At 62.2% G+C, this 12,868-nt stretch carries 13 protein-coding genes; 5 read left to right on the top strand and 8 right to left on the bottom strand.

All coding sequences use genetic code 11. The features are described 5' to 3' along the window. The first annotated feature begins 37 nt into the window (after positions 1 to 37). The gene (locus RS694_RS10010) at positions 38 to 268 is read left to right on the top strand and encodes a hypothetical protein (RefSeq protein WP_029709566.1); all 231 of its coding nucleotides are present in this window, start codon (positions 38 to 40) and stop codon (positions 266 to 268) included. A gap of 24 nt (positions 269 to 292) precedes the next feature. Here the strand turns inward: RS694_RS10010 and RS694_RS10005 are convergent, their stop codons facing one another. Next, positions 293 to 820: a disulfide bond formation protein B gene (locus tag RS694_RS10005; RefSeq protein ID WP_029709567.1), complete on the bottom strand. Its 528-nt coding sequence runs from the start codon at positions 818 to 820 to the stop codon at positions 293 to 295. A gap of 144 nt (positions 821 to 964) precedes the next feature. Between RS694_RS10005 and RS694_RS10000 the strand changes: the two genes are divergently transcribed. Together RS694_RS10000 and mnmC1 are read left to right on the top strand one after the other, a co-directional pair. Next, positions 965 to 1,237, top strand: coding sequence for an oxidative damage protection protein (locus RS694_RS10000; protein WP_029709568.1), 273 nt, complete (start codon positions 965 to 967; stop codon positions 1,235 to 1,237). 20 nt (positions 1,238 to 1,257) lie between these two features. After that, entirely contained in the window at positions 1,258 to 3,033 is a 1,776-nt protein-coding gene (gene mnmC1 / locus RS694_RS09995; protein WP_051392130.1) for an FAD-dependent 5-carboxymethylaminomethyl-2-thiouridine(34) oxidoreductase MnmC1, read from the top strand. On the opposite strand, the gene RS694_RS09990 is transcribed toward mnmC1, so the two are convergent. The 7 genes from RS694_RS09990 to RS694_RS09960 form a co-directional block, all read right to left on the bottom strand. Next, positions 2,993 to 3,730, bottom strand: coding sequence for a DNA-binding transcriptional response regulator (locus RS694_RS09990; protein WP_029709570.1), 738 nt, complete (start codon positions 3,728 to 3,730; stop codon positions 2,993 to 2,995). The genes mnmC1 and RS694_RS09990 overlap by 41 nt on opposite strands. A 1-nt stretch (position 3,731) precedes the next feature. Continuing rightward, positions 3,732 to 4,700: an ABC transporter permease gene (locus RS694_RS09985; RefSeq protein WP_029709571.1), complete on the bottom strand. Its 969-nt coding sequence runs from the start codon at positions 4,698 to 4,700 to the stop codon at positions 3,732 to 3,734. Next, on the bottom strand, positions 4,693 to 5,823 hold the full coding sequence (locus tag RS694_RS09980; protein ID WP_029709572.1) for an ABC transporter permease: 1,131 nt from the start codon (positions 5,821 to 5,823) through the stop codon (positions 4,693 to 4,695). Before RS694_RS09980 ends, RS694_RS09985 begins: the two co-directional genes overlap by 8 nt. Further along, the gene (locus RS694_RS09975; protein WP_338050616.1) at positions 5,820 to 7,373 is read right to left on the bottom strand and encodes an ABC transporter ATP-binding protein; all 1,554 of its coding nucleotides are present in this window, start codon (positions 7,371 to 7,373) and stop codon (positions 5,820 to 5,822) included. Before RS694_RS09975 ends, RS694_RS09980 begins: the two co-directional genes overlap by 4 nt. Before the next feature lie 111 nt (positions 7,374 to 7,484). Further along, a complete protein-coding gene (locus tag RS694_RS09970; RefSeq protein ID WP_051392133.1) occupies positions 7,485 to 8,465 on the bottom strand; it encodes a BMP family lipoprotein in 981 nt (326 codons plus the stop codon). 155 nt (positions 8,466 to 8,620) lie between these two features. Next, the gene (locus RS694_RS09965) at positions 8,621 to 9,547 is read right to left on the bottom strand and encodes a pseudouridine-5'-phosphate glycosidase (RefSeq protein WP_029709575.1); all 927 of its coding nucleotides are present in this window, start codon (positions 9,545 to 9,547) and stop codon (positions 8,621 to 8,623) included. Positions 9,548 to 9,566: 19 nt separating this feature from the next. Then, on the bottom strand, positions 9,567 to 10,511 hold the full coding sequence (locus RS694_RS09960; protein WP_037248504.1) for a PfkB family carbohydrate kinase: 945 nt from the start codon (positions 10,509 to 10,511) through the stop codon (positions 9,567 to 9,569). Between the two features lie 386 nt (positions 10,512 to 10,897). Between RS694_RS09960 and RS694_RS09955 the strand changes: the two genes are divergently transcribed. Beyond that, positions 10,898 to 11,833, top strand: coding sequence for a ribokinase (locus RS694_RS09955; RefSeq protein WP_037248507.1), 936 nt, complete (start codon positions 10,898 to 10,900; stop codon positions 11,831 to 11,833). Between the two features lie 24 nt (positions 11,834 to 11,857). Further along, positions 11,858 to 12,850 (top strand): nucleoside hydrolase, encoded by a 993-nt coding sequence (locus RS694_RS09950; RefSeq protein ID WP_029709578.1) that lies wholly within the window; start codon positions 11,858 to 11,860, stop codon positions 12,848 to 12,850. The last annotated feature ends 18 nt before the right edge of the window (positions 12,851 to 12,868 follow it).

Genomic DNA, 12,868 nt, shown 5'->3' with positions numbered 1-12,868 from the left:
CATAGAATGCGCCCACAACAGCTCAAAGAAGGTGCATATGGCCAGCATCACTTGGAATGTGACCCCTCCCGTGCATACCGCCTTGCTCGACGATGTACCGGTCTGCACCCTGAAGCCCAAGGACATTGGTGGGTTCACCGCCAGTTGGCTGGATGGCCGGCTCTGGGCCCCGCCCAGCCACATGCCCAAAGCTGCACCACAGCCGACGCGGTTTTTTATGGGGCTTGAAGACGCCAAGGCCGCAGTAGAACAGACGCTGCTGGGCTGAATCTGGAAAGCGCTGTGCGGCGCGTCAAGCCGCCCGGTTACGGCGCCAGGCCAGAACGACGCCCGCCACGCCCATGGCACAAAACCACAGGAAAGACCAGTTGGCAATCGTGCCACCCAGGAAGGTCCAGTCCACCGCGGAGCAGTCACCGCTGCCCTTGAGCAGCATGGGCACCACGCGCTGCAGCGGGAAGTTTTCAATCATGCCGTACAGGTCACGCCCGCAGGACGCCACTTCGGGCGGGTACCACTGCAGCCAGCTCTGACGCGCGGCCACAAAGGCTCCCAGCACAGCCAGCACGACAATCAGGACGCTGCCACTGATATACAAGCCTTTTCGGGCTGTAGCCCCCGTCAACGCTGCGCAAACAGCTATCAAAACAAGAGCATATCGCTGCACAATACACATCGGGCAAGGCTCCAGGCCCACCACATGCTGCAAATACAGGCCATAGGCCAGCAGGGCCACACAGGTCAGGCACACCAATGCCATGGTGCGCCGGGGCGCTTGGTCGATCCAGTTCAACACAAAGTTCAAAATCTTCTTCTCCATTGATACGCCATGTCGGCGCGGTGCCCGTGCTTGGTGTGCATTGTGCCGACTAAGTTCCCACTCCGCCAAGGGCAAATCCAAACCGAATAAGATTCGCCATTCTGTTTTTTGACGCACACCGCATTTATTCTGCAAAGGTTAGCCATGGCACGCACCGTTCAATGTATCAAGCTGGGCAAAGAGGCCGAAGGCCTGGACTTCCCCCCCTACCCTGGCGAGCTGGGCAAACGCATCTGGGAAGGTGTGAGCAAGGAAGCCTGGGCTGCCTGGCTCAAGCACCAGACCATGCTGGTCAATGAAAACCGCCTGAACCTGGCCGACGCCCGCGCCCGCCAGTACCTGGCGCGCCAGATGGAAAACCATTTCTTTGGTGACGGCGCCGACGCCGCCCAAGGCTACGTGCCTCCTAGCGCCTGACACCGTTAGGCATCTGCTCAATGCGCCAGCCCTGGGCCGGCAAACCGTCCTGGACCCTGCTGGACACGGCATGGGGCGATAGCCGGCATTTTCTGGACACCTGGCAGGCCTGGCGCGACGACGCCCAGCGCCCCGGCATGTTGCATTACGTGGGCATTGCCCCGGTAGTGCCCACGTTCCCCGTTGACCATCCCCTGGCGCAAGCGCTGCAACAAGCCTGCTTCGGGCTGCTGCCGGGGTTTCAACGCATCAGTTTTGAAGGGGGCCGTGTATCGCTGACCCTGTGTGTGGGCGAGCTGCAGGCCATGCTGGCCGAGCAAAGTTTTGCGGCCGACGCGCTGCTTGTGGGCGAGGCGTCTGCAGCGTGGGACAAATGGGCCGTGAAGCTGCTCACACGGCGTTGCAAACGCGGCACGCTGCTGCACGCAGACTTGCCACAGACATGGGCAGAGCCCTTTGCACAAGCCGGTTTCAGGCTCCTTCCTCAAACCACCGAGACAGGCTTTAGCGGTGCATTCGATCCGCACTGGAATCTCTCTACCAGCCGCCAGGGGGATACGCCACAAGCCCCAAAGCTTGGGCGCTGTGTTGTCATCGGAGCCGGCTTGTCCGGTGCCAGCGTGGCGCACGCGTTGGCATTGCGTGGCTGGCAGGTCACGGTGCTGGACGCGCATGCAAACCCGGCCAGTGCGGCCTCCGGCCTGCCCGCCGGGCTGGTCGTACCCCATGTGTCTGCCGACGACAATCCGCGCGCACGCCTGTCGCGTAGTGGTTTGCGTCTGATGCTGCAACACGCACGCACGCTGCTACAGGCAGGCCAAGACTGGGCGCAGACCGGTGTACTGGAATGCCGGGAAACCACTGACGCAGCTTCCAAGCTCGAATCGTTGCCGCACTGGGGCACATGGGTGACATCCGGTGCAGCACATACCCCAAGCCGGAATAACGATGCCTGGAGCGCTGGTATGGCCAACCTGTGGCACCCGTTTGCCGCGTGGATCAAGCCCGCACAACTGGTGCGCGCCTGGCTGGCCCAACCGGGCGTCCAATTTCAGGGCGATGTACGGGTGCATCAACTGCAGCAACATGATGGTCAATGGCGACTGCTCGACGCAGAGGGCTCCGAATTGGCCCGCGCAGACCTGGTGGTGCTAGCCAACGCCATGGCCTGTACCGAGCTGGTGCAACAACTTCCCGTTGCCGTCGATACAGAGATACAGGGAAAATTGCAAGACCTGCAGGCCCTCCACGGCACCATGACCTTGGGGCCAGTGAACAGCAGCATTGAGCAAGCCACCCTCGCGCCATTTCCCGTCAATGGCCGTGGTGGATTCCTCCCCCACATACCTAATGACGCAGGCATGCAATGGATGGCCGGTGCCACCTTTGAAACCAGCCCATTGCGGGCAGCAGACTTTCCTGCACAACACCAGGCCAATTACGCCAAGTTGCAGCAATTACTGCCGCGTGTTGCCGAGGCGCTGGCGCCCGCATTTGAACAACAGCAGGTCACGCACTGGAGCGGCACACGCTGTGTCACTTACGACCGTCTGCCGCTGGTCGGCCCTCTAACCTCGGCACCACATCCGCCTTTGTGGATCAGCATTGGCATGGGATCACGGGGCCTGAGTTTTGCAGCCTTGTGCGCGGAGCTATTGGTGGCGCGGCTGGGCGGTGAACCACTGCCGGTCGAAGCCAGTCTGGCACGCAGTCTGGACTTGCACCGCAACCGCCGCACGCGGGCAAGTGCATCAATCAAACCTGCTGCAGCAGCTTCAAAACCTGTTTGGGGTTGAACGGGATTTCAAGCAGGCCGGTGCAGGCCAGTTGTTCGGCCCGCTCCATGGCGGCCCAGGTGGGTGATTCGGTTGCCACGATCACCGAGCGTGTGGGCGCCTGCTGGTCCTTGAGTGCCTGCACCAGGGACCAAGGGTCTGCGTCGCTGAGTTCCAGTCCCACCACCACCAGTTCGTACTGGCGCTGCGACATCAGTGCGCTGGCCTGGCCCGCAGTCTCGGCGTCATCCACCTCGGTCAAACCGGCCAGTGCTAGGCGTGCGCGTAAGTACAGGCGCTGTTCACGTGTCATGCCCACCAACATGCAAACCTTCACCCCGGGCGGCACGGTTTTGTCCTGGCTGTCGCCAAAGCCAAGATCAATGTCCAGATCGGGCGGCGGCGCAAACAGGCGGTCCAGCTCCTGCACCAGCGCGTTCCAATCCACCGGACGCTGGAAGCTACGCCAAGCCTGTGGCGGCGGCTCGGCACCTACACAGATCAGTTTGAGGTTGGGATTGAGGTTGGGCGATGCCATTTCCAGGCCCGCCTCATAGCTGTCCACATCGATCAGCGCCACTTGGGGTGGCGATGGGGCATCCGGTTTCCACAGCACATACGAAGGCGTGTGCCGCTCGGACAGCCGGAAAAGTGTGTTGAGCGAGTGTCTCTCCTGGTCACTGAAGCCCACCACTTTGACCCAGGTGTTGGATGCCACGTCAGCGTTCTTTCGAGTACGGCTTGCCCAGCGCCTGCGGCGCCACGGCCTTGCCAATAAATCCTGCCAGCAGCACCACGGTCAGCACATACGGCAGCGCCTGGATCGCCTGCACCGGCACTTCACCCAGGCCGGGGAGTTGCACACCTTGCAAACGAATGGCCGCGGCGTCGAGGAAGCCAAACAGCAGACAGGCCCAGAAAGCACCTACCGGATGCCAACGCCCAAAGATCAGGGCAGCCAAGGCCATGAAGCCGCGTCCTGCCGTCATATTGTGCGAAAAATTGGCGCTCTGCGCCAGCACCAGGTAGCTGCCGGCCAAACCACACAACATGCCATTGAGCGTGAGCGCGGTGTAGCGCAAGCCGGCCACCGACACCCCCGCAGCGTCCACCATCTGCGGGTTCTCGCCCACGGCGCGCAGGCGCAGCCCGAAGCGCGTGCGAAACAGCAGCCACCACGTGGCGGGCACCAGCAGCAATGTGAAATACACCATGGCGTTGTGGCCCAGCAGCCCCTCACCCACCACGGCACCTATCCACGGAATGCCATGCAGGGCCGCCACGGCCTGCGGGAACAATGCCTGGATACGCACCTCGCCGGTAACCGGTGGCGTTTGGCCGCCTTGCGCAAACCAGGCAATGCCCAACACCACGGTCATACCCGAAGCAATGATGTTGATCGCCACACCCGAGACCACCTGGTCACCCTTGTGACTCACACAGGCTAGGCCGTGCATCCACGACAGGCTGGTGGCCACCAGCATCGCGCAGGCTATGGCAATCGTGGTCGACCCGTAGGCTGCACCGGCTGCACCGGCGGCAAACGCGCCAAATAGCATCTTGCCTTCCAGCCCGATGTCCACCACGCCCGAGCGTTCTGAAAACAGGCCGGCCAAAGCGCACAGGATCAGCGGCGTGGACACCCGCAACGTGGAGGCCAGCATGGCGCCAAAGAAAGCTTCATCCATGGCGGGCCTCCTTGCGGGAGCCGGTTGCCCGCGCGCCCAATGCGACCGCACGCGCCACCCAGGGAGCGATCACATAGGCCATGGCCCCCGAGAACAAGACGATAAAACCCTGCACCATCACCACCATGTCACGGCTGAAGCCGGGCACATCAAACGCCACCTCGGCCCCACCCTGGAACAGCGCGCCAAACAGCAGGCTGGAGAAAATAATGCCCACCGGGTGACTGCGCCCCATCAATGAGACCGCAATACCGGTAAAACCAGCGCCACTCACGTATTCGAGCAATAGCTTGTTGTTGACCCCGGCAATTTCATTCATGCCCACCAAACCGGCCAACGCACCCGAAATGCTCATGGCCACCATGATCTGGCGCCGTGAATCAATGCCCGCGTACTCGGCTGCACTCGGGCTGGAACCCACAGCGCGCAGGTGGTAGCCCGCACGGGTGCGCCACAGGAACAAATACACGCCCAGCGCCGCGAGCAGCGCCAGAAACAGGCTCACGTTGAGTGGCGTTGAAGGCCACTCCACGCCCAGACCCGCCAGCAATGCCTGCATGCCGGGCAACTTGGCAGAATCTGCAAATGTGGCACTTTCTACCGACATGGTGCCCACGGGGCGCAGGTGGTTGACCAGCAAATACACCAGCAAGCTGCTGGCAATGAAATTGAACATGATGGTGGTGATCACCACGTGGCTGCCACGGTAGGCCTGCAGGTACGCGGGCACTGCCGCCCAGGCCATACCAAACAATGCGCCGGACACCAGCATCAACGGCAACATCACCCAGGCCGGCAAAAATGAGGACCACCACAGTGCCACCAGACCGGTACCCAGGCCCCCCAGAACAGCCTGTCCCTCTCCACCGATATTGAACAGCCCGGCGTGGAAGGCCACCGCCACCGCAAGACCGGTGAAGATAAACGTGGTGGTGTAGTAGAGCGTGTAGCTGATGCCGCGCGCCGAGCCCAGCGCCCCGTGCAGCAGTACCTTGATCACTTCCATCGGGTTTTGCCCCACGAGCGCAATGACCGCAGACGCGGCCAGCAGGGCCACAGCCAGACAAACCGCCGGCAGCAAAATCAGATCGGCCCAGCGGGGCATGGGTGCGGGTGCGCTCATTGCGTGCCTCCGGTCATCAGCAGGCCCAGGCCCTCTTCAGTGCAATCGCCAATGGCCAGTTCCCCGGTCACACGCCCCTGATTCATGACGATCACCCGATCCGACAAGGCCAAAATTTCATCCAGTTCGCTGGACACCACCAATACCGCACAACCCGCATCACGCAGGGCCCGCAGCTGTGCGTAAATAAACTCGATGGCACCTATGTCCACGCCACGTGTGGGCTGGCCCACCAGCAGCACCTTGGGCGACTGGCCCAGCTCGCGCGCCAGCACCAGCTTTTGCTGGTTGCCGCCGGAGAACTTGCTGCAACGCAATTCCGGGTCACGCGGGCGCACATCGAAGCGCTCCATCATGCGGCCCGTGGCCTCACGCATGCTGCCGTGGTCCATCCATCCCCAATGCGCGTATTCCGGCAGTTGGTCGTAGCCCAGCGCGGCGGATTCCCAGGCCACAAAATCCATCACCAGCGCACGCGCATGGCGGTCTTCCGGCACATGGGCCAGGCCCTGTGCACGGGCGGTCACCGGGTCCAGCCAACGCGCGACCTCAAAGGTCGCAGCGCCCAATTGCAATTGCCCTGCAGACGGGTGCAACAGCCCGGACAGCACATCGAGCAATTCGCTCTGGCCGTTGCCGGACACTCCCGCCACGCCGACGATTTCGCCCGCACGCAAGGTCAGATCCAAGCCATGCAGGCGTACCACGTTCATGGCATCACGGACCACGACACCTGTGGCCTGCAGCAGCACCTCACCCGCAGGTTTGGCGTCTGCGTCCACACGCCCCATCTGCACCTTGCGCCCCACCATGGCCTGCGCCAAGCCCTCGATGGAGGCTTGCGCAATCGGTATCTCCTGCACCACCCTGCCCGCGCGCATCACAGTCACCTGGTCACACAGGCCCATGACTTCCTTGAGTTTGTGGGTGATCAGCAAAATCGTGGTGCCCTGCGAACGCAGCAGGCGCAGCACGCCAAACAATTGTTCGGTCTCTTGCGGCGTGAGCACTGCGGTCGGTTCGTCGAGGATCAACACCTTGGCGCCCCGGTACAGCGCCTTGAGAATTTCCAGGCGTTGGCGGTCACCCACCGTCAAATCGGCAACCAGCGCATCCAGTTGGACCGCCAGCCCCGTGGACTGCATGAGTGCGTCCAGCTTCACACGCACCTGTGCATCCGCGCGCTGCAGCAGCCAATGCGGCTCCGCGCCCAGCATCACGTTTTCCAGCGCGGTCAGCGTGTCCACCAACATAAAGTGCTGGTGCACCATGCCAATGCCCAAGGCAATGGCGTCGTCCGCATTGTGGATACTGGCCGGGCGCCCAAACACCGCGATGGAGCCGCTGTCCGCCTGGTAAAAGCCATACAACACCGACATCAGCGTGCTCTTGCCCGCGCCGTTCTCGCCCACGATGCCGTGCACCGTGCCCTGCGCCACGCGCAGGTCCACATCGGCGTTGGCCGCCACGGCGCCAAACTGTTTGCATATACCCGTCATCTCCACGGCGAACTGTGCCGTGGTGGATGTCGGATGGCTGTCAGACCTCACATCGCACTCCTATCACTTTTCCAAGCCAGGCCCACCAAACAAAAGCCCACGACACCATAACGTGCCGCGGGCTTGGAGCCTGTTCTGGTGCACAGGTGCACCAGCCAGCTATCAGTACTTGCAGGCGTTGGCCGCCATGTAGTCTGCCACCTTGATCTTGCCGCTGATGATGTCGGCCTTGGCGGCTTCAACCTTCTTCTTCATGTCGGCGGTGATCAGTTTTTCGTTGTTCTTGTCCACGGCGTAACCCACGCCATCTTCCTTCAGGCCCAGCGAAGACATGCCGGGTGTGAATTTCTTGGACACTTCATACACCGCCACGTCCACGCGCTTGAGCATGGAAGTCAGCATGGTGCCGGGTTGCAGGTGGTTCTGGTTGCTGTCCACACCAATGGCCAGCTTGCCGTTGTCCTTGGCGGCCTGGTACACGCCCATGCCGGTACCGCCAGCTGCGGCAAACACCACGTCAGCGCCCTTGGAGAATTGCGACTTGGCCAGCTCACCACCACGGGCGGGGTCGTTCCATGCGGCGCCGGTGGTGCCGGTCATGTTGCCAAACACTTCCGCCTTGGGGTTGGCGTACTTGGCGCCTTGTTCGTAGCCGCATTGGAATTTGCGGATCAGGGGAATATCCATGCCACCCACAAAGCCCACTTTGCCGGTCTTGCTGGCCATGGCAGCCAGCGCGCCCACCAGGAAGCTGCCTTCCTGCTCCTTGAACACCACGGACTGCACGTTGGGCAGCTTGACCACGTCATCGATGATGGCGAATTGCAGCTTGGGGAATTCTTTGGCGATTTTTTCGATGGCGGAGGCCTGGCTGAAGCTCATGGCGATGATGGGGCTGGCGCCTTTTTCGGCCATGCGGCGAATGGCTTGTTCGCGCTGAGATTCGTTGGACACTTCAAACTCAAGGTACTGCTTGCCGGTTTCTTTTTTCCAGCGTTCCATGCCGTTGTAAGCCGCTTCGTTGAAGGACTTGTCAAATTTTCCGCCCATGTCGTACACGATGGCGGGTTCTGCAGCTACCTGGAAGCTGGCTACCAAGGCCGCGGTCAAAACAGCCCATTGCAAATTGGTTTTGGATGTCATCGTGGATCTCAATTCAATAAAAAGTTAAAACGAATCAGGTTTATCCAACCCTGCCCTACGGCATACCGTCCAGCATAGCAAAGATCAGAGGTGGTCAGAGCGTAATGGCCCCCTCTTTACCCCGCAAGCAAGGGCTTTCCCTATCGCGGCCACGCTCAGGCGTCCAGCGCACAAAGCGCAGTGCCAATGGCACTGGCCAGGCGCGCATTGTTCAACACCAGTTGAATATTGGCCGCCAGGCTGTCACCACCAGTGATGTCGTACACGCGGGCCAGCAGGAAAGGCGTCGACTCCTTGCCACTGATGCCCTGGGCCTGCGCCTCCTGCAAGGCCTGCTCAATCGCACCGTCAATCAGTGCGCGCGGCATCGCATATTCCTCAGGAATCGGGTTAGCAACGACCATGCCACCGCGCAGGGCCAGGGCCCACTTGGTGTGCAGCACATGCGCAATCTCGGCCGCGCTGTCCAATCGGTAATCTACTGAAAACGCGCTGTCGCGGGTGAAGAAGGCTGGCAAAGACTTCGTCTGGTAGCCCACCACGGGTACCCCATGGGTCTCCAGGTACTCCAGAGTCAAGCGCAGATCGAGGATGGATTTGGCGCCCGCGCAGACCACAGCCACGGGGGTCTGCGCCAGTTCCTGCAAATCGGCCGATACGTCAAAACTTTCCTGCGCATTGCGGTGCACGCCGCCAATACCGCCCGTGGCAAACACGCGAATACCGGCCATGGCGGCAATGATCATGGTGGACGCCACGGTGGTGGCACCGGACTGCCCCGCTGCCGCGATAAAGGGAATATCGCGCCGGCTCACCTTGACGATGTCGCGCCCGCCACGGCCCAGCAGCTCAATATCGGCGTCGCTCAAGCCAGCCTTGAGCCGCCCATTGATGATGGCAATGGTGGCCGGCACCGCGCCATGCGCACGCACCTCGGCTTCCACCTGCTTGGCGGTCGCCACGTTCTGTGGATACGGCATGCCGTGCGAAATGATGGTGGACTCCAGCGCCACCACGGGCTTGCCGGACTGCAGCGCCTGCTGGACTTCGGCAGAAATATCGAGAAATGGGGATTGCGTCATAGCGGTTGAATGGTTGGTGTTAATGGGTTTTGTGACTACGTTGCGCTTGCACCGCGGCCAGGGATAAATCAGGGTGGTTGGCGCGTGGGCTGGACAGCGTGATTTCGGCGCAGGCCATGGCAAAGTCCACTGCCTGCACCAAAGGCCAGCGGTTCAGGAATCCGTGCACCAAACCGGCCAGCAAGGCGTCTCCCGCTCCGGAGGTATTCACCACGGGCACGCGGTTGGCTGGCAGGTAGCCCGTGGTGCCCGTAGCGTCACACCAGCACACACCCAGCTCGCCCAGACTCACCACCACCTCGCGCACACCCTGGTGGTGCAGCAGCTGGGCCGCATCGCGCGCCTGGTCCACCGTGTCAACCGTGGTGCCGCTGAGCATCTGCACCTCCAGCCGATTGAGCTTGAGGGTGTGAATGTGCGGCAGCAGGGTTTTGATCCTCTGGCACTTGGCTACCGACACGCCGTCTACAAATACGGGTATGTCGCAACGCACGGCAATATCTTCGAGCAAATAAGCCAGGCTTGGCGCCGTCAGATTGCAGTCCACCACCATGCAGTCTGCCTGCTCTAGGTGGTGACGGTGTGCGCTCAAAACGGCGGGCGTCAGCGCCTCCAGAATGCCCATGTCATTAACGGCCACATCCATGTCGCCATTGGCGCCGTGCAACGACACGTAGCTGGCCGTGCGCTGCGTCGGCAATACCACCATGGTTTGCATGTTCACACCCGCCGCGGTCGTCGACTGGCGCAGGCTTTGCCCAAATACATCGTCGCCCACCGCACTGACCAGGCTGGTGGGGTTGCCCAGGCGCGCCAGGTTTTCCGCCACATTGCGGGCTACCCCGCCGGGGGCACATGCGATCTGGCCGGGGTTGGAGTCTGCAGGCGTGGGCGGCACCGGGGTACTGACGGCAATGTCCATATTGCAGCCCCCCACAACAACAATGGAAGAAGAATCAGGCATGGGAACAGGACATGAAAACGGGAGATGGTGTTATCAGAGCTTGTTTACTATCTATACGAGGCCACGCAAGTGCCTTTTCGGAGTGGACTGCTAGGCGCAAAACGCTGCCGGGCTGGTGCCCGGCAAGGCTTTGCAACGCCGCAGACCGCCCAAAAAGGTACTTGCCCTTCGGGTTGAAGCGAAATCGGGCGATTTACCCACCAAGCCCCTTGCATGGGCATCAGCCCATGCGGCGTGATCTTGGTGGACAACTCATCCCGATTGCGCATCAACGTGGCCCCGTATAGATAGTAAACAAGCTCTTACGTTGCGGCCTATTTCGGCCTGCCTTTTACGCGGCACAATGTGCCTCCTGAACGCCTGATGGCGCATGGAAAGACACACCAATGATACTTGTGGCCGGCTCCGCCAACCTGGACTTTGTGGTCCGGGCCACCCACATCCCCGGCCCCGGCGAAACCGTGCTGGGCCGCGAATTCAAAACCTACCCTGGCGGCAAGGGCGCCAACCAGGCCGTGGCCAGCGCACGCGCAGGTGGCGCGCCCACCCATATGTTGCTGGCGCTGGGCTCTGACGCGTTTGCCGCGCCGTTGGAAAAATCGCTGGCCGACGCCGGGGTCGTGCTGCACACGGTACGCCCGCTGGACCAGCCCACGGGCACCGCCTTCATCTGCGTCTCTGACGATGCCGAAAACGCCATCACCGTGGCCCCCGGTGCCAACGCCTGCCTCGAGCCGCAGCACCTTCCACCGTTGACCGGTTTCACCCACCTGCTGCTGCAACTGGAAACCCCGTTGCCCAGCGTAACCGCCTATGCCCAGGCGGCCCGCGCGCAAGGTGTCACCGTGGTGCTCAACGCGGCGCCCGCGCAAGCCCTGCCGGCTGAACTGCTGGCTTTGGTGGATGTGCTCGTGGTCAACGAAGGTGAGCTGGCCACCGTGTCTGGCCACAGCGGCAGCATTGCCCAGTGCCTGGAGCGCCTGCAACACGTGCCCACCGTGGTCGTGACCCTGGGCCACCACGGCTGCTGCACGCGCCATCAGGGGCAGTTTTTTTTGCAACAGGCTTTTGACATCACGCCCGTGGACACCACCGGTGCCGGTGACACTTTTTGCGGCAGCCTTGTCGCCGCGCTCAGTCAGGGCGCAGACATGGCCAAAGCGCTGCAAACTGCCAGTGCCGCAGCAGCCCTGGCCTGCACCCGTGCCGGTGCGCAGTCCAGCATTCCCGAGGCCACCGAAGTGGCCAAACTGGTGCGCGAGCAATCCACACCCAACGTGGCAGCACTGGCCGCCCTGCGACAATTTTGCGGACTGGCCTGACGCCCCGCCTTTTCTGGACACCCTATGACCACCAACGCTCCCCGCAAAGTTATTTACGACACCGACCCCGGCGTGGACGACGCCATGGCGCTGTACTTCGCCCTGGCCCACGCCAACATCGACATGGTGGGTATCACCACCACCTTCGGCAATGTCTCGGTGCAACAGGCCACCACCAACGCGCTGTACCTGACTGCACTGGTCAACCGCAAGATTCCGGTCGCCGAGGGCGTGGCGACTCCGTGGGTCAAACCCGGCGAAGCGCCACCCGCCTTCATTCACGGTGCAGACGGCTTGGGCAACCTGCCCGCGCGCCAGCCGGTGGGCGGCAAGGCCGACGGACGCAGCGCGGCCCAGTTCATTGTCGACATGGCACGCGCCCAGCCCGGCGAAATCACGCTGGTAGCCGTAGGCCCGCTGGGCAACCTCGCCGCTGCGCTGATGCTGGAGCCCGAACTGCCCAAGCTGCTGCGCGAAGTCATCCTCATGGGTGGCACGGTGCTGGAACCTGGCAACGTGAGCCCCGTGGCCGAGGCCAACATCTGGAACGACCCGCACGCGGCCGACAAGGTGTTCACCGCGGGCTGGAAGCTCACCATGGTGGGCCTGGACGTAACACACCGCGTGATCGTTCCCGTGGAAATGTTCCGCCGCATTGCGCAACACCATAAACACGTGGCTACCGACACGCTGCTGCACGCGGTCAACTTCTACGCCGATTTCTACAGCGGCCTGTACCCGCATGTGGCCAAGATCCATGGCTGCTTTGGCCATGACGTGCTGGCCTTCATCTACCTCACGAACCCTGAACTGTTCACACTGGAGCATGGCCGCGTCCGCGTCGCCACCGAAGGCCTGGCCCAGGGCCAGACCATGTTGCGCCGCCGAGAGGTCAACTACCCACAGCACGGCTGGGACACCACCGTGCCCGACACCCAGGCCTGCATGCAGGTCGACGCAGACGCCTGCTCCACCGTGCTGGAACAAACCCTGCTGCGCCCCTGGATTGGCGCCTAATCACTGCATGCCACTGAG

The organism is Rhodoferax saidenbachensis, from assembly GCF_001955715.1.
Classification (GTDB): domain Bacteria; phylum Pseudomonadota; class Gammaproteobacteria; order Burkholderiales; family Burkholderiaceae_C; genus Allorhodoferax; species Allorhodoferax saidenbachensis.
The sequence above is the reverse complement of the archived record's forward strand: the minus strand, read 5'-3'. Positions and strand labels throughout refer to the sequence as shown.

Coding starts and splice junctions, on each gene's coding strand:
- RS694_RS09950 (WP_029709578.1), top strand. CDS start 11,858: ATGACCACCAACGCTCCCCGCAAAGTTATTTACGACACCGACCCCGGC.
- RS694_RS10005 (WP_029709567.1), bottom strand. CDS start 820: ATGGAGAAGAAGATTTTGAACTTTGTGTTGAACTGGATCGACCAAGCG.
- RS694_RS09965 (WP_029709575.1), bottom strand. CDS start 9,547: ATGACGCAATCCCCATTTCTCGATATTTCTGCCGAAGTCCAGCAGGCG.
- mnmC1 (WP_051392130.1), top strand. CDS start 1,258: ATGCGCCAGCCCTGGGCCGGCAAACCGTCCTGGACCCTGCTGGACACG.
- RS694_RS10010 (WP_029709566.1), top strand. CDS start 38: ATGGCCAGCATCACTTGGAATGTGACCCCTCCCGTGCATACCGCCTTG.
- RS694_RS10000 (WP_029709568.1), top strand. CDS start 965: ATGGCACGCACCGTTCAATGTATCAAGCTGGGCAAAGAGGCCGAAGGC.
- RS694_RS09960 (WP_037248504.1), bottom strand. CDS start 10,511: ATGCCTGATTCTTCTTCCATTGTTGTTGTGGGGGGCTGCAATATGGAC.
- RS694_RS09955 (WP_037248507.1), top strand. CDS start 10,898: ATGATACTTGTGGCCGGCTCCGCCAACCTGGACTTTGTGGTCCGGGCC.
- RS694_RS09985 (WP_029709571.1), bottom strand. CDS start 4,700: ATGGATGAAGCTTTCTTTGGCGCCATGCTGGCCTCCACGTTGCGGGTG.
- RS694_RS09970 (WP_051392133.1), bottom strand. CDS start 8,465: ATGACATCCAAAACCAATTTGCAATGGGCTGTTTTGACCGCGGCCTTG.
- RS694_RS09980 (WP_029709572.1), bottom strand. CDS start 5,823: ATGAGCGCACCCGCACCCATGCCCCGCTGGGCCGATCTGATTTTGCTG.